Annotated in this window: 17 protein-coding genes; 8 read left to right on the top strand and 9 right to left on the bottom strand. The window is 67.7% G+C overall.

The window, feature by feature from the left end:
• Positions 1–39: 39 nt before the first annotated feature.
• The 3 genes from ACQR1L_RS21860 to ACQR1L_RS21850 are packed head-to-tail and all read right to left on the bottom strand — an operon-like array spanning position 40 to position 2952.
• Positions 40–1365 carry an FMN-binding glutamate synthase family protein gene (locus ACQR1L_RS21860; RefSeq protein WP_434859976.1) on the bottom strand — a complete coding sequence of 442 codons (1326 nt, stop codon included), beginning with the start codon at positions 1363–1365 and terminating at the stop codon, positions 40–42.
• A 10-nt stretch (positions 1366–1375) separates the two neighbouring features.
• The gene (locus tag ACQR1L_RS21855) at positions 1376–2059 is read right to left on the bottom strand and encodes a protein glxC (protein ID WP_434859975.1); all 684 of its coding nucleotides are present in this window, start codon (positions 2057–2059) and stop codon (positions 1376–1378) included.
• Positions 2059–2952: a class II glutamine amidotransferase gene (locus tag ACQR1L_RS21850; protein WP_434859974.1), complete on the bottom strand. Its 894-nt coding sequence runs from the start codon at positions 2950–2952 to the stop codon at positions 2059–2061. The genes ACQR1L_RS21855 and ACQR1L_RS21850 overlap by 1 nt, the downstream gene beginning before the upstream one ends.
• 251 nt (positions 2953–3203) lie before the next feature.
• Between ACQR1L_RS21850 and ACQR1L_RS21845 the strand changes: the two genes are divergently transcribed.
• From ACQR1L_RS21845 to aroQ, 3 genes are all read left to right on the top strand, one after another.
• Complete coding sequence (locus tag ACQR1L_RS21845) at positions 3204–3881, top strand: helix-turn-helix domain-containing protein (protein WP_434859973.1); 678 nt, start codon at positions 3204–3206, stop codon at positions 3879–3881.
• A 145-nt stretch (positions 3882–4026) separates the two neighbouring features.
• Complete coding sequence (locus ACQR1L_RS21840; RefSeq protein WP_434859972.1) at positions 4027–4428, top strand: hypothetical protein; 402 nt, start codon at positions 4027–4029, stop codon at positions 4426–4428.
• Between the two features lie 196 nt (positions 4429–4624).
• Positions 4625–5083, top strand: coding sequence for a type II 3-dehydroquinate dehydratase (gene aroQ / locus ACQR1L_RS21835; RefSeq protein ID WP_434859971.1), 459 nt, complete (start codon positions 4625–4627; stop codon positions 5081–5083).
• A gap of 171 nt (positions 5084–5254) precedes the next feature.
• Here aroQ and ACQR1L_RS21830 read toward each other — a convergent pair whose 3' ends face one another.
• The 6 genes from ACQR1L_RS21830 to ACQR1L_RS21805 all read right to left on the bottom strand — a co-directional run bounded on the left by ACQR1L_RS21830 (position 5255) and on the right by ACQR1L_RS21805 (position 14033).
• Entirely contained in the window at positions 5255–6679 is a 1425-nt protein-coding gene (locus tag ACQR1L_RS21830; protein WP_434859970.1) for a CapA family protein, read from the bottom strand.
• Entirely contained in the window at positions 6676–9504 is a 2829-nt protein-coding gene (locus ACQR1L_RS21825; protein ID WP_434859969.1) for a DUF3160 domain-containing protein, read from the bottom strand. Before ACQR1L_RS21825 ends, ACQR1L_RS21830 begins: the two co-directional genes overlap by 4 nt.
• A 152-nt stretch (positions 9505–9656) precedes the next feature.
• Positions 9657–11159: an outer membrane protein gene (locus ACQR1L_RS21820; RefSeq protein WP_434859968.1), complete on the bottom strand. Its 1503-nt coding sequence runs from the start codon at positions 11157–11159 to the stop codon at positions 9657–9659.
• A gap of 210 nt (positions 11160–11369) precedes the next feature.
• On the bottom strand, positions 11370–11924 hold the full coding sequence (locus tag ACQR1L_RS21815) for a hypothetical protein (RefSeq protein ID WP_434859967.1): 555 nt from the start codon (positions 11922–11924) through the stop codon (positions 11370–11372).
• A 31-nt stretch (positions 11925–11955) separates the two neighbouring features.
• Entirely contained in the window at positions 11956–12936 is a 981-nt protein-coding gene (locus tag ACQR1L_RS21810; RefSeq protein ID WP_434860078.1) for a catalase family peroxidase, read from the bottom strand.
• Between the two features lie 80 nt (positions 12937–13016).
• Entirely contained in the window at positions 13017–14033 is a 1017-nt protein-coding gene (locus ACQR1L_RS21805; protein WP_434859966.1) for an alpha/beta fold hydrolase, read from the bottom strand.
• 179 nt (positions 14034–14212) lie between these two features.
• Between ACQR1L_RS21805 and ACQR1L_RS21800 the strand changes: the two genes are divergently transcribed.
• The 5 genes from ACQR1L_RS21800 to ACQR1L_RS21780 all read left to right on the top strand — a co-directional run bounded on the left by ACQR1L_RS21800 (position 14213) and on the right by ACQR1L_RS21780 (position 19067).
• A complete protein-coding gene (locus tag ACQR1L_RS21800) occupies positions 14213–15124 on the top strand; it encodes a LysR family transcriptional regulator (RefSeq protein ID WP_434859965.1) in 912 nt (303 codons plus the stop codon).
• Positions 15125–15383: 259 nt separating this feature from the next.
• Positions 15384–15905: a ParB N-terminal domain-containing protein gene (locus tag ACQR1L_RS21795; protein ID WP_434860077.1), complete on the top strand. Its 522-nt coding sequence runs from the start codon at positions 15384–15386 to the stop codon at positions 15903–15905.
• A 166-nt stretch (positions 15906–16071) separates the two neighbouring features.
• Positions 16072–16830, top strand: a complete 759-nt coding sequence (locus ACQR1L_RS21790; RefSeq protein WP_434859964.1) for an SDR family NAD(P)-dependent oxidoreductase — start codon at positions 16072–16074, stop codon at positions 16828–16830.
• 468 nt (positions 16831–17298) lie between these two features.
• A complete protein-coding gene (locus ACQR1L_RS21785; protein WP_434859963.1) occupies positions 17299–17601 on the top strand; it encodes a hypothetical protein in 303 nt (100 codons plus the stop codon).
• Between the two features lie 269 nt (positions 17602–17870).
• Positions 17871–19067 carry a cytochrome P450 gene (locus ACQR1L_RS21780; RefSeq protein ID WP_434859962.1) on the top strand — a complete coding sequence of 399 codons (1197 nt, stop codon included), beginning with the start codon at positions 17871–17873 and terminating at the stop codon, positions 19065–19067.
• The last annotated feature ends 217 nt before the right edge of the window (positions 19068–19284 follow it).

Raw genomic sequence — 19284 nt, 5'->3', positions numbered from 1 at the left:
TCCGTCGATCTCGTCAGCGGCGCGCGCAGCACAGCCAGCCTATTTGTCGAGCCCCGGAATCCAGTTGGTGCCTGCAAGCGGCACGCCAGCCATGGCCGCCGCCTCGATCGTCAAGGCGACGAGATCCTCAGGCTCGAGATTGTGCACGTGGCTTTTGCCGCAGGCGCGTGCGATGGTCTGCGCCTCCAAGGTCAGCACAGAGAGATAGTTGGCGAGCCGGCGCCCGGCCTTGACCGGATCGAGCCGCGAGGCGAGCGCGGGATCCTGGGTGGTAATCCCCGCGGGATCGAGCCCCTCCTGCCAATCGTCATAGGCGCCGGCCGTGGTGCCGAGCTTCTGGTACTCGGCCTCCCATTGCGGATCATTGTCGCCGAGCGCGATCAGCGCCGCCGTGCCGACCGAAACAGCGTCGGCGCCGAGCGCGAGCGCCTTGGCGACGTCAGCGCCGGTGCGGATGCCGCCGGAGACGATCAGTTGCAGCTTGCGATGCAGGCCGAGATCCTGCAGCGCCTGCACCGCCGTGCGGATCGCCGCCAAGGTCGGCAGGCCGACATTCTCGATGAAGACATCCTGCGTCGCCGCCGTGCCGCCCTGCATGCCGTCGAGCACGATGACGTCGGCGCCCGACTTCGCCGCCAGCGCCGTGTCGTAATAGGGACGGCTGGCGCCGACTTTCACATAGATCGGCTTCTCCCAATCGGTGATCTCGCGCAACTCCTCGATCTTGATCTCGAGGTCGTCGGGGCCGGTCCAGTCCGGATGCCGGCAGGCCGAGCGCTGGTCGATGCCCTCCGGCAAGGTGCGCATCTTGGCGACGCGGGCTGAGATCTTCTGCCCCAGCAGCATGCCGCCGCCGCCCGGCTTGGCGCCCTGCCCGATCACGATCTCGATCGCATCGGCCTTGCGCAGATCATCCGGGTTCATGCCGTAGCGCGACGGCAGGTACTGATAGACGAGAATCGAGGAATGCCCGCGCTCCTCCGGCGTCATGCCGCCGTCGCCTGTCGTCGTCGAGGTGCCGACGGCGGACGCACCGCGGCCCAGCGCCTCCTTCGCGGGACCGGACAGCGAGCCGAAGCTCATGCCGGCGACCGTCACGGGAATCTTCAGCTTGATCGGCTTCTTCGCGAAGCGCGTGCCGAGCGTGACGTCGGTGCCGCACTTCTCGCGATAGCCTTCGAGCGGATAGCGCGAGATCGACGCGCCGAGAAACAAGAGATCGTCGAAATGCGGCAGCGCGCGCTTGGCGCCGCCGCCTCTGATGTCATAGATGCCGGTCGCGGCCGCGCGCTGGATCTCGGCGATCACGTTCGGGTTGAAGGTCGCGGAGAAGCGCGGCGGGGTGCGATGCGGAGGCACGGACATCGGCATGGCCTCAATAAGCGTCGACATTGTCGATGTGGAAGTGATAGAGGCGCCGCGCCGAGCCGTAGAGCTTGAAGTCGCCGGCCACGGCATCGACGCCGGCGCGCTTCAGCACCGCGGTGAGGATCGCGCGATCCTCCTCCGTCATCGGCTTCTCGATGCAGTCGGCGCCGAGGCTTGCGACGCGGCCGCGCACGAACAGCCGCGCCTCGTAGATGGAATCGCCGAGCGCGTCGCCGGCATCGCCGAGCACGACGAGATTGCCGGCCTGCGCCATGAACGCGCTCATCGGCCCGATCGAGCCCTTCACGACGATGTCGATGCCCTTCATCGAGATGCCGCAGCGCGCCGAGGCATTGCCCTCGATCACCAGCAGGCCGCCACAGCCGGTGGCGCCCGCCGACTGGCTGGCGTCGCCTTTGACGCGGACCTCGCCCGACATCATGTTCTCGGCGACCCCGACGCCGGCATTGCCGGAAACCACGACCGTCGCGGCTTTGTTCATGCCCGCGCAGTAGTAGCCGACATGCCCGTCGATCTCGACAGTCACCGGCGCGTCGAGCCCGCAGGCGACGGCGTGTTTGCCCTGGGGATTGCTGACGACCCAGTGCGTCTCATTGGTGGTTGGCGACAGCGCGTGGAGCGCGGCATTGAGCTCGCGCAGCGGCGCCTTGGCGAGATCGAAGCTCGGCATCAGCCACGCTCCCAGACGTAGACGGTGGCGGGCTCGGGCTCGAAGATGTGCGCCTTGTCGACGCCGGGCAGGCCCGCGAGCGCGCGATATTCCGAGCCGAACGCGACGTAGTCGTCGGTCTCGGCCATCACGGCCGGCTTGCAGGAGATCGGGTCGCGCAGCACGGCGAAGCCGGTCTCGGTGCCGACAACGAAGGTGTAGAAGCCGTCGAGATCGGACAGGCTGCTGGTCAGCGCCTCTTTCAGCGAAGCGCCTTCGCGGATGCGCCAGCTCAGATAGCCGGCCGCGACCTCGGTGTCGTTCTCGGTGGCGAAGCGCATGCCCTCCCGCTGCAGCATGCGGCGCACGCCGTTGTGGTTCGACAGCGAGCCGTTGTGCACCAGGCACTGATCGAGCCCGGTCGAGAACGGATGCGCGCCGCGCGTCGTCACGGCCGATTCCGTCGCCATGCGGGTATGGCCGATGCCGTGGCTGCCGGTCATGCGCGACAGGCCGAAGCGCTGCGTGACCTGATCGGGACGGCCGACCTCCTTGTACAATTCCATCCGCGCGCCGGCGCCGACGAAGCTGATGTCGTCGCGGCTCTCGATGAAGGCGCGCGCCGCCTTTTCCTTGTCGAAGCAGATCGACACCACGGCATGGGTGTCGTGCAAGGTCAGCGCGGGCATCATGCCGATCGCCTTGCCGAGCTCGGCGACCGCGCGCCGCAGGGTCTCCTCATCAGCGCCGCTGATCGTCAGCTTGACCATTCCCTGGGTACGACCGCCATAGACGGCGAAGCCCGCGCTGTCCGGACCGCGATCGCTCATCACGACGAGCATCTCGCCGAGCAGGGCGCCGAGTTCCGGCTCCAGCCGCGGAGCCTTGAGAAACAGCCCGACGATTCCGCACATGCGCCGCTCCGATCCACATCATTGTGGGACGGGCTGGCCCCCGTCCGACCATCAGGATAGCGAGCCAACCGTTCTCGTCAAGAAACTTTTATTCATTGTAAGAAAATCGATCTTCCGCCCATCTGTGAGCGTGCGAGACCGATGGCGACGCGCACGACCAGCCCGCGCACTGGCCGCGATGCCTGCTGCGGCGTATAGAGAATAGAACGGTCAGGCCGCGGCAAGCCGCCGGCGAGCGAGCGAGGTTTCCTGTGGCGAAAGGCGCCGCGAAGCAATCCAGGAAGGGCGGCAAGGCGGACACGCCGTCAGCGGAGCCCGAGCTGCTCACCGGCTCGCTGGCGCCGAAAGAGGCCACGCCGACGCTGGAATCGGAGATCGGCGCCGAGGTCCGCCGGCTGCGCAAGGATCTCGATCTCACCGTCTCCGAGCTCGGCATCGCCGCGGGCATCTCGGCGGGCATGCTCTCGAAGATCGAGAACGGCTCGATCTCGCCATCGCTGGCGACGTTGTCGGCGCTCGCCAAGGCGCTGAACGTGCCGATCGCGCGGCTGTTCCGCGAGAACGGCGAGGAGCGCGACTGCTCCTTCGTGAAAGCCGGCCAGGGCGTGCGCATCGAGCGGCGCGGCACCAAGGCCGGCCATCTCTACGACCTGCTCGGCCACTCGCTCGGCGGCGACGTCGTGGTCGAGCCCTATCTGATCACGCTGAAGGGCGACGCCGTCCCCTACACCGATTTCCGCCATGCCGGCGTCGAGTTCATCTACATGCTCTCCGGCAAGGTGCGCTACCGCCATGCCGACCGGCTGTATCTGCTGGAGCCGGGCGACGCGCTGTTCTTCGACGCCGCCGCGCGCCACGGGCCCGAAGAGCTGATCAAGGCGCCGATGACCTATCTGTCGGTGATCATCTATCCCAGGCGCAGCCGGTAGCGTTGCTTCAGGCGTCTTTGCCCTCGCGAGGGAAGCAGCCGGCGCGCATTCGCCGGGTTCCGTCCCAACAAAGTTTTCGCTATATCGGGAGCGTCAAGGTATCCGGCATCTGCGCGAGCAGACCGCATCACCGGAGAGCCGTCCCATGGACCACTCCATCGAGTATCTGCTTGGCTTGTCCGAGCCCGCCTTGATCACCGCCTATGCCGAGGCCCGTCGGCGTTTCGTGCAGCAGAAATTCGCGCGCGACACCCAGCGGGCGCGGCTCGAATGGATGCGGGCCAAGGCGTTCGTCAACGGCTCCGGCAACGTCACCGAGCGCAACATGGCCGTGACCCTGTCGGACGAGCTCGCGCGCAAAGGCCAGGAGGTCCGCGAGCTGACGCGTGAGATGGACCTCGCCAAAGCCGAGGTCGACATCATCGACATGGTGATCCGGCTACGGGGCGCCCAGGGGCTGTCGTCCCGACCATCGTCGACCGGGCACACCGACGACACCGACAACGGCCTGGCCGAAGCGGATGCGGAGTACGACCAGGCAAGTTGACGCGCGGTCGCCGGGGCGAGCACCTTCGGAAGAAAGAAGAGCCAGCCGGCTTCGGCGCTGGCAGGGCCATGCGGAGGCTCGGATGTTGCCAAGCGCGGGAGCTTCGTGGCAAGCACGTCGCGGCCGCCTTGGCGATGCGGCAGATCCCGCAGTCGCCCGGGAGCGCTGCTGGCGCAGTCCCAACCGGAGTTCTCTCATGAGCCGCCTCGTCTACGTTCTCAACGGCCCCAACCTGAACCTGCTGGGCAAGCGCCAGCCTGAGATCTACGGCCACGAGACGATGGCCGATGTGGAGCGGGACTGCAGGACGCTTGCCGCCGAGCTCGGCCTGGAGATCCGCTTCCACCAGTCGAATCGCGAATATGAGCTGATCGACTGGATTCACGAGGCGCGGGAGACGGCCGGCGGGATCGTCATCAATCCAGGCGCGTTCACCCATACGTCGGTCGCGATCCTCGATGCGCTCAACGCGTTCGACGGCACGGTCATCGAGGTGCACATTTCCAACGTGCACAAGCGCGAGGAATTCCGTCACCACTCGTTCGTCTCCAAGCGCGCCGACGGCGTGATGGCGGGCTTCGGCACCCAGGGCTATCAGCTCGCGCTGCGGAGGGTGGCCAAGCTGCTCGACGACGGCAAGGCCGTTGCTGGCTGAGACGCCGTCAGTCCGGGGCAGCCCCGAAGGGGCTGAACCCGGACTCTCGAGATCGCCTGATCAGCTCGGGACTCCGGGTTCGATGCTGCGCTGCGCCCCGGAATGACGGCTGCAGACATCCGCACTGCAGGCTCCCGCCGCAGCGATCCACTTGAAGCCATGCGCGCCTGCTCAATCGCCCTGGGCGAATCGCCCCGCGCAACGCGCATCGAGCGCGCCGTCGCTCACACCGGTGAAGCCGAAGCCGTTCCAGGCATAGACCTGGGTCCGTGTCGATGACGGCTTCGCCGTATCCAGCATGATGAAGGAATCGCCGCGATGCAGCGCGCAGAGATAGGACTGCCCGGCATCGTCGGCGATCAGCACGGCATCGAGCAGCGGCCAGGCCAGCGCCGAGCCGCGCCATTTCGCCACCAGGCCGTGCGGCGTGACCTCGTAGACATAGGGACGCGGACCGTCCTCACCGTCGATCGGCGAGGCATGGCGTTCGAGCGTGAACAGCAGCGGTGGCTCGCCGGCCATCAGGCGTCCGGCTTCCGCTGACAGCAGCGCACGCGGCGGCGTGCGCCAGCGTCTCACCTCGCTACGGCCTTCGAGAACGAAGCCGTCCGAGACGATCTCGCCGTCGCGGATCCACGGGCTGATGGCCAGTCCGGCCACGCTCAGCGGCGCCCTCGCGTTGACCGGACATTGCGCGAGGCTGACCGGCGGCTGCTCCGGCGCCGCCAAGGCGGGATAGGCCGAGCCCTCCGGCGTCCTCGTCTGCAGGCCGCCGCAGACCAGTCGATCGTCCTTGATCGCGCAATCGGCGATCAGGCCACGCTTGGTCAGGGGATATTTCTGGTCGAAGACGTGATTGCCGAGCGAGTAGAACACCGGCTTGCCATCGACGCAGGCCGGCGGCTGCACGACATGCGGATGCGCGCCGATGATGAGATCGGCGCCCTGCGCGACCAGCCACTTCGCCGCAGCCTCCTGCTCCGGCACGACCCAGTCGGCGAGCTCCTTGCCCCAATGCACAGAGACGATCACCCAGTCCGCCAGCGCCCGCGCCAGCCGCAGCTTCCGCGCGACCTGCCACGATGGGATCCGATCGACAAGATCATCGCGGCCTGGAACGAGGTTCACGCTGATCAGCGCCAGCGTCCGGCCGCGAACCTTGACGAAGGCCGGCGACTCCGCCGCTCCGATCCCGCCGAGCCCGGCCGCCTGCAGCGCCGCGCGGGTCGCCTTGCGCCCCGCCGCGCCGAGATCACCCGCATGATTGTTGGCAAGGCCGAGCGCGGTGAAGCCGGCGTCCTTGAGCAGCGGCACCAGCTTCGGCTCGACCGCGAAGCACAGCTCCTTCGGCGCATCGCAGGCGTCCGCCGGTCCGACGGTGCCTTCGAAATTGCCGACCACGAGATCGGCGCCCCGAAACGTGTCTCGCAGGCCATGCCATGGCGACAGGCCGTGGCGGGCGTCGATCTCCCGCGCCACCTGCCGCGCCAGCATGATGTCGCCGGTGAACAGCAGCCGCGCCGCCTCGGACTCCGCCGCATCCGCCACTGCCACGCCGGACAACATCAGCAGCAGCGCCAGCGCTGCGCGCCTCACGGCTGCCGCGCCGGACACGACAACACGTTCGCCGACAGATGCCGCGCCACCCAGTCCGGCCGCGGCTGCGCATCGACCATCTTGCGCCATTCGGCATCGTCGAGCGGCCGGGGCGAGGCGAACTCGTAATAGGAATAGACGCCGCCCTTGACGATCTGCGAGCGACCGCCATGCGGCACGATCTGGTCCCATTCCAGCGGCCGTCCGACGCCGAGCTCGCGCGTCGTCCCGGGCGCGTCGGCCACGTCGACCACCTTCATCATCGGATCTGGGTTGGACAGCGCATATTGCGGGTTCGACAGGCTGGAGAAGATCAGGAAATTGTGCTCAGCGGCGCGGGCGACATATTGGATCAGCCTGTAGTCCTCCGCGCTCAGCGTCTCGCCCTTCAACTCCTTCTCCGCAATCCTCTGATATTTGCGGATGGAGTCGCGAGACTCCGTCAGGCGCCGGACGATGCCGTCGCGCAGACGCGCATTGGCCGCCGCATCTGCCGCGAGGCTCCGGCCGTCCCGCACCATCCCGATGGTCGCCTCGAACAGATCGGCGATGGCCGCGAAGCTCGCCGGATCGGGCTCGACATAGCCGCGCGGCGGCTGCATCACGATCGCCTCGAAGCCGCCCTCGCCGCATTCGGCCACCGTCTTGTCGTTGACCAGCACCGTGGCGTGGCGCAGCGTCGCCCAGGATGCGAGCCCCGTCTGCAGGCGCTTGGCGTTCCAGACCGGGCCCGCGACTGTTGAAGCCGTCGTGCTGTCGGCCCACTGCGTTGCCAGCGCCGCGATCCAGGAATCGTAGAGGCTGCTGCGCGATTGGCCGCCGGCCGCGGCGAAGCGCTGGCGCACCGCGGCGATGCGGCCGGCGAGATTGGGATAGGTGGCGAAGTCGCGGCTGAGCAGCTCGCTTGCCAACCGATTGCCGGCGACGGCCGCGAAGTCCAGGCCCGACGGCAACAGGCGCGAGCCGCCGTCGCGCGTCACGATCCGCTCGGCGGCCGGCCGGTCGGCGTGGTCGACGACATTGTCGAGCGCCTCATTGTCCCAGCCCCAGGACAACGGAAACAGCCGCAGGCCGCGCGTGTCCGGATGCGAGGCGATGGTCGAGGCCGCGCCGCCCCACACGAGGTCGAGCCGCGATGAGGCGATGAACGGCCGGTACACCGCGATCCAGTCGGTCGCCGCCCTGCCGACGGACGCATCGAGGCCGCGCAGCATCGCGGTGTCCTCGGCCGACAGCGGCAGCGCGCTGAGATAGCGCACCGCGCCGAAATAGCGCTTCTGCGCGTCCGTCGTGTAGTGCCCGCGCGGCTTGAACTGCGCAAAGTCCAGCGTCTCCTGCAGCGCCAGGGACTGTTCGGCGCCGCGGGCCGCGACGATGAGACGTGCTTCGGCATTCGACTCGCTACGGCCATCGAGCACGGCATGCGCCGCGGCGAACGCCTTGGCCATGCGGCTGCCCGGATGCCGCCTGGCAAGCTCCGCATCGGCGGCAGCGACGAAGCGGGCGAAGGCCGGCCCGGCCTGCTCGCGCTCGAGGATGATGAACAGGCCGTCGAAGGCGGCGCTGTACAATTCCCAGAACAAATCCGTGGTGACGAAATAGGGCCGCGTCGGCACCCGCGTGTCGGGCGCGCCGCATTGATAGGACTCGGTGTCATACAGCTTGTAGAGCTGGTCCATCTCCGGCAGGCGCCGGAACAGGCCGCGGTCTCGCACGAACGCCTGCTGGTCGGCGGCGCTCTCCATGTACATCCAGGCGTTGGCGACGTCGGCCAGCGGCACCGAGATCGGCAGATACCGCAGGCTCCTGACGGCACCGTTCGTGGTGAGCGCGATCACCCCGCGCCCGTCCGGCATCTGCGACGGCACCGAGTCGAGCTTGTACTCGCCGAGCGCGGCCTGGTCGGAATTGTCGACCAGGCCCTTGATCCGGATGCCGGGCTGGCCGGGCTGCCAGTCGATCATGGCGATGCCGTTCGGCGTGTAGGTCAAGGTATGGCCGCAATCGCGGCCGAGCGGCGCGCTCTTGCCCCAATTATCGGCGGCGTAGGTCAGTCTGTGCAGGCACTTCTTCTGATCCTCCCACACCAGCTGATTGCCGGCGGGATGGAATTGCAGCGGCAGCGCCGATGCCGCGATGGTCGTGTTCGGCGCCTCGTCATCGTTCTTCTTGCCAGCGTCGCGCTGCGGGCCGACCACGGTGTAGAGCCCCTTGCCGGTCTCGGTCACCGTGCGCAACGCATAGGCGCCGCTGGCGAGCTTCTCGCCGAAGAACAGGCGCAGCACCGGCGCCTTCTCGCCGTTGACCTCGAACGGACGCGGGCCGACCACCAGCCGGCGCAGCGATGCGGCGCTGCTGTAGACCGTTGTCGGCGTGAAGCTCGCCGCGGTCGCATCGAGCCTGAGGATCTGCGAGCCGCGCTCGGTCGTGGCAAGCAGGAACACCGCCTTGCCGCGGGGATGCCAGGTGATCGAGACGAGCCGCGTCTGCGCCGGCACGTCGATCCGGCGGGAGAAGCCGTCGCGGCCGAATGCCCAGAATGCCACCTGCTGGCGGCGCGCGGCGTCCTCGACGATGACGGCGGCTTCACGGCCGGTCGGCGACGCCTCGTAGTCGCGCAACGACAGCCCCTGCGGCAGATCGAGCGCGACCGGCTCGGCCGGCGAGCGCGCCACCACGATCTCCTCCTCGTCATAGGCGAACGGGCCCTGATAAGGCTCGCTCGGCGCGGCGGCTTCGTCGACGAGCGGCGTCTGCGCGCGGGTGCCGGTCACCCCGATCAGCAGGGCGCCACAGACGAGCAACGCGCGCGAGACGATTGTCATGCCATCCTCCGTTTTGCCGTTCACGCGGCCGGATCATTTTGTCCGTGCGCGGCGTCGAAACGTTCAATGCGGCGACGCATGGGCGTGCGCAACAGAAAAGGCCACCTGGGGGCTCCAGGCGGCCTGTCGTCTGTGGAGATCGGAGCGCGCCGTCAGCGGCCGAGGCGCGGCAGAATGTCGAAGCGGTAGTTGACGCCGACCAGAGCCGTGTGGATCTGCGTCTTCTGGCTGACGACGTTGGGTCCGCCGGTGATCGCGGCCGCGCCAGGCACGGTGCCGGTGACCGTGCCGAAATCGGCATAGTCATACTCGGCGAAGGCCGACCAGTTGCGGGCGAACATCCACTCGACGCCGGCGCCGACCGTCCAGCCGCTGCGGTTGAACGCCGTGCTCGCCGATTGCCCCGTCGCCGTGTTGGTCACCGCCACGCGGGTGCGCGTCCAGGCGGCGCCGCCTCTGGCATAGAGCAGGACCTCCGGCGTTACCAGATAGCCGGCACGCACTGTCGCGGTGTAGAGGTTGCTGACGCGCGTATCCAGCGCGATCCCAGGCGCCAGCGACGTCGTCGCATTGATGTTGCCGAGATCGGCCATCGCCTGGATGCCGACGACGAAGCGGTCGAACTGATAGTCGCAGCCGAGCTGCAGGCCGCCGAGGACGTCGCTGCCGTTGCTCGATGAGGCCGTCGGAATCTGCACGGCCGCAACCGGCAGCGGCGCCACGTTGCCGCCTCCGGCGACGGGCGGTGGATTCTGAGGCGGCGGATTTTGCGGCGGCGGGTTCTGCGGCGGAGGATTGTTGTTGCCCTGCGGTGGCGGCTTCGGCTGGCCGCCGTCCTTCGGCGGAGTCTTCGGCGGCCACCCGGGCTTGTCCGGATGCTGCGGCCAGCCGTCGTGATCGTGCTTGCCGCCGTGCTGCTGCCAATGATCCTTGTCGGGCTTGCCGCCGTAGCCGCCCTTGTCGTCGTCGTGATCCGGCTTCGCCCAGGCGTAGCTGTCATAGCCGGGCTTTGCCGGCTGCTTCGACCAGCCGAACGAAATCGGCTTGTCGTAGCCGCCGTCCTTCTTGCCCCAGCCGCCGCCGGCCTTGGTGTCATCATGCTTGTCGTGGCTCAGCCAGGAGTAACGGTCGGAATAGCCGTTCGAATGCAGCTGCGACCAGCCGCCCGACTTGTCATGATCGTCGTCGTGGCGCTTGCCGGACCAGTTGTCGCTATATTTGACGTCCTTGTAGTTATCCTTGTAGTTATCGTCCTTGTCCTTGGACGGCGTCTGCCACGGCCAGGACGGCTTGTCGCCACCTTTCGACCCGACCTGCGGCCAATGATGGTCGCCGTGATCGTGCTTAGAGGGCGGTTTGCTATAACCCCCGTCGTGATCCTTTTCGCAGAGAGCGGGCTTGCTGGGCTTCCACCAGCCGCCGCCGTGATCGCCATAAACCGGAGGCTTGTGAGGCGGCTTGTAGGGCGGCTTGCCTCCGCCGTTGTTCCCGCCGGGGTTGTTCGGCGGCGGCGGGTTCTGCGGCGGGTTTGCAACCACCGGCGGCTTGGCCGGCGGAGTGTTGGCATTGCCGGCAGGCTGCTGCGCAGGCTGCGCGGGCGCGGCGCCGGCATTGGCGAGCTGACTCCACGTCTGCTGCTGACGCGACCACGCCATGCCGCCATTGGCGCCGACATGGCAGCCACTCCACCTGTAGGCGAATACGTCGGGAGGCGGGAGCGGGGGCGGCAGGGCGAGGTCGGTCGCCCAAACCGATGTCGTACTTCCTGCGAAAGTAGTTAGGCAAAGGCATACGCCAAATACGCGACGCATCGAACTCACAACTCCTGAACACGGGCCGCAACTACGGCGGCCGCATCAGGAGGGTCAGATTGTGTCGCGATCTGAATTGAAAAATGTCAATCGGAAGGAATGCAGATCGCCGTGATGAGCCGTTAACGATTCCGTTTCGAGTGTTGCGCCGGAGATGCAGAATTCAGGCAAAATGAAGCAACGCCCGACACGATTGCGACGCAGAGTGCGCGCGCCGCCCGGTCCGCTGCGATCGTTCGTCGACGAACGCAGGTCGCCGCACGAGGCGGCGCGTTGCGAATGCATCGCTGGCTGCAGGCTGATTCGTGCGCGCTCTCGAAGGGACGACCGATCAGTCGATGCTGATTGCTCGCGCAGGTAGATGCGGATGATGTCGCAGTCGCGCGAGGATCGGTGCGTCGGTTCGGCAACACGCGTCGCGGCTGATCGCGGCGTCGAGGTCGAGGTTCCCTCGAGCGCGCGCGAGACTGCCGATCGCGGCGCGCCACCGATGCGGACAAACCATGGCGCCCACCGCCGCAATCCCGGCGAATGCGGCGATCCCTCGTCGGTGCCGCGACGGAGACTGATCAAAGGCGCCGCAAAGCGTGCATGATTGCGGCGCGCCACGATCTTGCGGCGCGCCGCGCAGGAGAGGCGCTCAGGGATTGCGCCGCGAGAACGAGATTGCGTAGGCGGCGCTGCGGATGTCGATCATCGGATCGTCGGAGGCCTCGATGCCGTCGGGGAGCTGGCTCGGCAGGAACAACAGCTTCTTTTGCGCGGCATCGCTGTCGGCCACCGCCTTGTCGATCGTGACGACGCCGAGCTCGACCAGCTTGCGATCGTCGGGCCACGGCTTCGCGGGGTCCTTGGTGTCGTCGCCGGCGGCGGCGAGCTGGGCCATGAAGCGGAACGTCACCGGCCCCTGTTTCAGCCGCGCCGGCAGCTCGGCCATCAGATAGTCGGGCGCGCGCTTGGCGGCCTCGGCCTTGTCGAGATGCACTACCTTCTCCGGCAGCATCTGATAGCGGATCGCCTGCCTCGCGCCTTGCTTGTTGACCAGCACGAAGGCGTTGACGCCGAAATAGCCCTCGTTGGCAAAGCTGTCCGGCGTCGCGATGGTGCCGAGCGCCGCCGGCACCGACGGGTGGCTGCCGATGAACTGCTCGAGCTTGGTCGGCTTCGCCGCGTTCGGCCCGGAGTCGGCGATCGCCAGGAACAGGTCGCGCAGCTCGGCCGCCGTCGAGACGGGGAAGAACTTCAGCGAGTTGATGACGATGTCCATGTCGCTGCCGTCAGCGAGGCGAAACTTCACCGCCATGCCGTGCGGATTGGCGTCGTCGGATCCATCCGGCAGGTTCGGCACGCCCGTCGAATCCGAGAACCGCACGGTCACCGGGATCTCGCCGCCGCTGAACAGCGACGCCTTGCTTAAAGTCGCCGCCTCCGCCGACGGCTTGAACCTGCCCTCGACCACCACGCCCTTGGCGTGATTGGCGCGGAAGCCGGCGTGCACGCCGAACACCTTGTTCATGGCATCGACGAGCTGCTGCTCGAGCGGCGCGTCCTCGGCGTAGGCAGCGGTGGGCAGCGCGAAGGCCAGCGCGGCCAGCGCGGCCACGATTTTGCGTGTCATGATGGAGCGGCTCCCTGTGTTGTCGTCAGTCATCCATCATCACACCACAAATTCGCGACGGGAGCGAATATCGTGACGGCGCATCACGCGCCGAGCTTGCGGCCGAGGAAGTCGCGGATCAGCGGCACCATCTCGTCGGCCTTGTCCTCCAGCGCGAAGTGCCCGGTGTCGATCAGGTGGAACTCGAGCTGCGGCAGGTCACGCTTGTACGGATGGGCGCCGTCGGCCGGGAAGATCTTGTCGTTCTTGCCCCAGACGATCAGCGTCGGCGGCTGATGCTTGCGGAAATAGGCCTGGACCTTGGGATAGAGCGGCAGGTTGGTGCGATAGTCGTAGAGCATGTCGATCTGGATGTCGGCATTGCCCGGACGGTCGAGCAGCGCCTGGTCATGGACCCAGTTGTCGGGCGAGACGCGGCTCAAATCGCTGACGCCGTCGGTGTACTGAAACTTGGTGATCTCCAGCGTCACCAATTTATAGAGCGGCTTGCGGCGCGCCTCGGAGTGGTCGGCCCAGTACGCCTTGATCGGATCCCAGAACTCCTTCAGGCCCTCGTCATACGCATTGCCGTTCTGCACGATCAGCGCCGTGACGCGCTCGGGATGCGCGAGCGCCAACCGCCAGCCGACCGGCGCGCCGTAGTCCATGACGTACATCGCGAACTTCGTCACGCCGAGCTGGCCGAGCAGCCCGTCGATCAGCTCGCCGAAGCGATCGAACGAGTAGGTGAACTTCGTCCGGTCGGGCATGTCGCTCTGGCCATAGCCGGGATAGTCCGGCGCGATCACGCGATAGCGGTCGGCGAGCTGCGGGATGAGGTTGCGGAACATGTGCGACGAGGTCGGAAAGCCGTGCAGCAGCAGCACCACCGGCGCGTCCTTGGACGCGTCCTTGGGCCCGGCCTCGCGATAGAAGATATTGATGCCGTCGATCGTCGCCGTGCGATGATGCGTCACCACCGGCGCCGTGCCGGCCGGTGCGGCGCGCGCGGTGGCTGTGCTCTGCGACACGGCCGCGCCGGCCGCCAGCAGCGGCAGGCCGAAAGCAAAACGGCGGCGGCTCAGGGCGGCGAGCGGACCGGTCGGACGAACGTGCTTCATGTCGGACTCCAAGGCAGAGTGAGGTGCGAGCCACCGCGACGGCGGCATCATCCGGCGCCGCGCGACACGACCTGCGCGGCCCGCGGCGGATGGTCGTCCTCGGAGGTATCGCATTGCTCCGCTGCAGTGCAGCCCATATAGATGAGAAGTTGCTTTGGTGATTTCGGAAAGGTGGCGCGATGGATCGCCTGGAGGCGATGACGGCGATCATTGCAGTCGCAGAGACGGGCTCGATCTCGGCCGCATCGCGCCGCCTCAAGCTTCCGGTGGCCACCATCAGCCGCAAGGTCTCGGAACTTGAAGCCCGCCTGAAGGCGCAATTGTTTCAGCGCAGCTCGCGCCGCGTGACGTTGACGGAGGCCGGACGCGCCTATATCGACGCCTGCCGGCGCATCGTCGAGCAGGTCGAGGACGCCGAGCGCGAGCTGTCCGGCGAGTACCGCATCCCACGGGGCGAGCTGGCGGTGACAGCGCCGTGGGGGCTCGGCCACACCCATCTGCTGCCGCACACGATCGCCTTCCTCGACGCCCATCCGGAGATTTCGCTCCGCCTGAAGCTGACCGACACCGTCGTCAACATCGGCGACGAGAATTTCGACGTCGCGGTCCGCGTCGGGCCGCTGCCGGAGAGCAGCATGATCGCGACGCGCATCGGGTCGATCCGCACCGTCGTCTGCGCCAGCCCGTCCTACCTGAAGGCGCGCGGCCGGCCGAAGAAGCCGGCCGATCTCGCCACGCATCAGTGCATCACGATCGACGACCACAAGGCGCCCGCGGCGTGGAAGTTCGTCGCCGGCAACCGCACCCGCGTGGTCCCGATCACGTCGCGGCTGTGCGTCAACACGTCGGAAGCCGCGGTGCTCGCGGCGATCGACGGCGCCGGCCTCGCGCGCGTGATGTCCTACAAGATGGAGGCCGCGCTGCGCGCGAAGCAGCTCGAGATCGTGCTCGACCCGTTCGAGCCGGCGCCGCTGCCGGTGCACATTCTCTATCCGCCGCGCAAGCCGATGCCGCTCAAACTGCGCACCTTCCTGAACTGGATGACGCCGCGGCTGAAGGCGCAGTTCAACACACCAGGCTTCGCCTCGTGACGCTGCGGCTGCTTCAGCCGCGTCAAGAGGCGGCACGCGCAGGGCAGCCGCCTGCCCGCCCTCCGCCCGCGGCGCTTGCGGAAGCCGGGGGAATGTCCGTATTGTAAAGCGGCATGCTCCTGTCGCTGTCTTCCGGCGCGTCCTTGTTCCAGACCTGGATGCCGCAGCCATCGTCCACCGGACGATCGCCTTCGCTCGCCGGGCGCGTCGACATCATCGAGCCAGCAAGCGACCGCGCCAACATGAGGGAGCCTTGACTGTGTCCGCACCGGAAAGTTTCCCCATCGACAAGATCCACGTTCCCGAGAAGAAGCGCAAAGCGCTGAAGCCGGACGTTGTCGACGCGCTGGCCGAGAGCATCCTGGAGTCTGGCCAGCGCGAGCCGATCCTGGTCCGCCGCGACAAGGATCACTTTGTCCTGGTTGAGGGCCTGCACCGCCTGGAGGCCTGCAAGGCGCTGGGCGAGGGCGCCATCACCGGCCTGCTGATCTCGGCGGAGGACGCGCGCCTGCGCGAGCTGCCGCCGCCTCCGCCCGATCCCGAGCGCGAGAAGATGGAGCGGCTGCGTAAGCTGCGGCTGGAGAAGGAAGAGGCCGACAGGCTCAATGCTGCGTCGCGCGGCAGCGCCAGCGCCCACGCTGCGACACGTCCGCGCGGTCCCGCGGACACGCCCCGCAAGGACCGCAGCGGCGCCGCCAAGCCGGCCCGCGCCGCCGCAGCCGCGCCGAAGACGCTGTCCGACTGGATCAAGCAGCAGGAGCGCAGCGGCGGCCGCTACTGACGCCGCCCGCGCCGCCTCTCTCCCATCGTCATGGCGGGCCACGAGCCCGCCCGGACTACCAAGTTGCGCGCGCCTGTGCGATCGTTCCGTCTCGGCCCGGCTGATCAGGCCCGCCGCTGCAATGCAGTTCACTCTTATCCCCCATTCCCCGATCAAGAGGACGCCCATGCCGACCGCCATCTATCCCAGCCTGAAAGACCGCACGGTCCTCGTCACCGGCGGCGGCTCCGGCATCGGCGAGGCCATCGTGCGCAATTTCCTCGCGCAGGGCGCGCGCACCGCCTTCATCGACATCGACCGCGAGGCCTCGCAGGCGCTGCTCGCCAGCCTGCCGTCCGACGCAAGCGTTCATTTCGAGCACGCCGATCTGCGCGACATCGCAGCGCTGCGCGCCGCGGTCGAGGGCGTGCGTCGCGCCTTCGGCCCGGTCACCGTGCTCGTCAACAACGCCGCGCGCGACGACCGCCACAGCATCGAGGATGTCACGCCGGACTATTGGGACGAGCGCATGGCGGTCAATCTCAAGCACCAGTTCTTCGCAGCGCAAGCGGTGGCGCCTGACATGCGCGCGGCCGGCATCGGCTCGATCGTCAATCTGGGCTCGGTGAGCTGGGTGCTCGGCCAGGGCGGCATGCCCTGCTACACCACAGCGAAATCCGCCATCCAGGGCCTGACGCGTTCGCTCGCCCGCGACCTCGGCCCCGACAACATCCGCGTCAACTCCATCCTCCCCGGCTGGACCATGACCGAGCGCCAGCTCAAGCTGTGGCTAACGCCCGCGGGCGAGGCGGAGCTGATGCAGCGGCAATGCCTCAAGCGCAAGATCATGCCCGACGACATCGCCCGCGTGGTGCTGTTCTTCGCCTCCGACGATTCCGGCGCCTGCACCAACCAGAACTACATCGTCGACGGCGGCTGGGTGTGAGGGCCCGCGGGGTCGCGCATGATGATCTCCGCTTGAGTTCGACTTTCTGCGGTCGCGACACACCGCTCTGTCAGGTCGCCACACACCGCGCCGCCAGTTAGTTATTCCGTCATGCCCGGGCTTGTCCCGGGCATCCACGTCGTTCTCAGCATGCCGACCGACGTGGATGGCCGGGACAAGCCCGGCCATGACGACGTAGAGATACCGAGCGCAAAGCCCCGATCGTCAGCGTCGCCGTGCATCATCATCTCGGCCGATCCGGACCTGCGCCCTTCCGCGCAGGACAGTTTGACGCGCCTCCGCGGCCACGCACAGCCGGAACGGTCGCCCAGCCCGGCGGTTGCCGATAGGCGCGACGCGGACGACAGAGCCGGGACACGCGCGCATCGCTGGCGTTCCACTGGACGCGTCCGTCTCGCCCCTGGCCGTTACGGCCACATCAGCCACCACACATCATTGGAGTTCCCGATGCGAGCAACCATCGCTGCCCTGTCCGTTCTTTTCCTCGCGAGCACCGTCGGCGTCTCTGCCGCGCCGGTGGCCGCGCCTGCGGAGGCCGGCGCCACGGCGGCCGCGCCGATGCGCCTGGCGCAGCGCGACTACGACCGCGACGGGCGCGGGCATTGGCAGCGCGAACAGCGGCGCCATCATCATCGCGGCTATGAGCGGCGTCATGGCCCGCCGTCCGGCTGGCATCGCTTCCGCTCCCGCCCGCACGACTATCACCGCCGCGGCTGCATGCAGATCGGCCCCGCCTGGTTCTGCCCGTAGGCCCACCGACATCCGTCTCGCGCGGTCCTCCACGGAGCCCGTGCGAGACGGAACACTCGGCAGCTGCAGCGTGTCCGGCTCGCCGCAACAGCAAGCGCGCGACGCCCACCATCAGCATGCTGCACGTGCACCGCCGCGCTGCAGCACATGCCGATCACAGCAGGCTCGTCCTCATCAGGACATCGGACGAGCATTGCACCGCCCTATTCGCACACCTATCCTCATCGAGAGAGATCCACGCTGGCCCGCATCCTCGCAAGGAGCGCCCCATGCCGACCGCGACCCTGGCTCCTGGACTGGCTCCCCTCGACGAGACCATCACGATCGCGGAGCTCACGCGCGATCCCTATCCGATCTATCAGCGGCTGCGGCGCGAGGCGCCGGTGCTGCGGGTCAAGTCGGTGGGCCGGACGTTCCTCACCAAGGCGGCCGACACCAAGTACGTGAAGGACAATGCGGCGCTGTTCTCGTCCGACGATCCGAACACGCCGATGAAGCGCGCCTTCCTCGCGCACACTTTGATGCGCAAGGATCACGACGAGCACCGCGCCGAGCGCATGGCGATGATGCCGGCCTTGATGCCGAAGACGATCGAAGCCGTCTGGGAGCCGCTCTACGCCAAACTCGCCGCTGATTATCTCGACCGGCTGCCGCGCGGCGAGATCGTCGATCTGTTCCCCGCGCTCGCCGGCCCCTTGGCCGCGCGCATCCTCGCGCATGTCATGGGCATTCCCGACGCCAGCGACAACGACATGCAGCGCTGGTCGCAGGCGCTGATCGACGGCGCCGGCAATTTCGGCTGGACGCCGGGGCCGTTCGACGCCACCGACCTCGCCAATGCCGAGATGGACCGCTGCATCCGCGCCAACATGGCGCGCGTGCGCAACGAGCCGGACTCCTCCGCGCTGTCCTTCATGGTCAACGCCAAGAACCCCATTCCCGAAAGCCAGATCATCGCCAACATCAAGATCGCGATCGGCGGCGGCATCAACGAGCCGCGCGACGCGCTGCTGACGATCCTCTACGGCCTGCTGACCAACCCGGACCAGCTCGAAGCCATCAAAGCGCAGGACAAGTGGCGCTCAGCCTTCGAGGAAGGCGTGCGCTGGGTGGCGCCGATCCAGGCGAGCTCACGCCTGGTGATGGAGGACACCGAGATCCGCGGCTGCCTGATCCCGAAGGGCGACACCGTGATGACCATCCAGGCCTCCGCCAACCGCGACGAGGAGCTGTTCGAGGACGGCGAGCGCTACAACGCGCTGCGCGACCCCAACCCCCACCAGGCCTTCGGCAACGGCCCCCACCACTGCGCCGGCGCCCACCTCTCCCGCCGCACCGTCGGCGCGATCCTGCTGCCGATGCTGTTCGAGCGGTTTCCGAACATGGAGCTGGTCGATGCGGCCAGCGTGCGGTGGCACGGGTTCGGGTTTCGCGGCCCGCTCAATTTGCCGGTGCGGATGCAATAAGGATCGGGCCGCATGCGTCGTTGCTCGGGTTGCCTCGGTGCACGTCACGCGGCCGCGGGGACGGCCGGTCGCACTGGCCGGACCGAGTGCAGCGGCGTCGCGGGGACTTTGGCAGCAGAGGGGCTATCGCATATGATCACGCTCAGTGGGTCGCGAAACTGTCTCCTCATCGTCATGCCCGGGCTCCGTCCCGGGCATCCACGTCGTGCTCAGCATG

Origin of the sequence: Bradyrhizobium sp. HKCCYLR20261 (assembly GCF_051168435.1) — a bacterium.
Taxonomy (GTDB): domain Bacteria; phylum Pseudomonadota; class Alphaproteobacteria; order Rhizobiales; family Xanthobacteraceae; genus Bradyrhizobium.
The sequence above is the reverse complement of the archived record's forward strand: the minus strand, read 5'-3'. Positions and strand labels throughout refer to the sequence as shown.

Coding starts and splice junctions, on each gene's coding strand:
- ACQR1L_RS21780 (WP_434859962.1), top strand. CDS start 17,871: ATGCCGACCGCGACCCTGGCTCCTGGACTGGCTCCCCTCGACGAGACC.
- ACQR1L_RS21860 (WP_434859976.1), bottom strand. CDS start 1,365: ATGTCCGTGCCTCCGCATCGCACCCCGCCGCGCTTCTCCGCGACCTTC.
- ACQR1L_RS21855 (WP_434859975.1), bottom strand. CDS start 2,059: ATGCCGAGCTTCGATCTCGCCAAGGCGCCGCTGCGCGAGCTCAATGCC.
- ACQR1L_RS21820 (WP_434859968.1), bottom strand. CDS start 11,159: ATGGCGTGGTCGCGTCAGCAGCAGACGTGGAGTCAGCTCGCCAATGCC.
- aroQ (WP_434859971.1), top strand. CDS start 4,625: ATGAGCCGCCTCGTCTACGTTCTCAACGGCCCCAACCTGAACCTGCTG.
- ACQR1L_RS21800 (WP_434859965.1), top strand. CDS start 14,213: ATGGATCGCCTGGAGGCGATGACGGCGATCATTGCAGTCGCAGAGACG.
- ACQR1L_RS21840 (WP_434859972.1), top strand. CDS start 4,027: ATGGACCACTCCATCGAGTATCTGCTTGGCTTGTCCGAGCCCGCCTTG.
- ACQR1L_RS21825 (WP_434859969.1), bottom strand. CDS start 9,504: ATGACAATCGTCTCGCGCGCGTTGCTCGTCTGTGGCGCCCTGCTGATC.
- ACQR1L_RS21785 (WP_434859963.1), top strand. CDS start 17,299: ATGCGAGCAACCATCGCTGCCCTGTCCGTTCTTTTCCTCGCGAGCACC.
- ACQR1L_RS21805 (WP_434859966.1), bottom strand. CDS start 14,033: ATGAAGCACGTTCGTCCGACCGGTCCGCTCGCCGCCCTGAGCCGCCGC.
- ACQR1L_RS21790 (WP_434859964.1), top strand. CDS start 16,072: ATGCCGACCGCCATCTATCCCAGCCTGAAAGACCGCACGGTCCTCGTC.
- ACQR1L_RS21850 (WP_434859974.1), bottom strand. CDS start 2,952: ATGTGCGGAATCGTCGGGCTGTTTCTCAAGGCTCCGCGGCTGGAGCCG.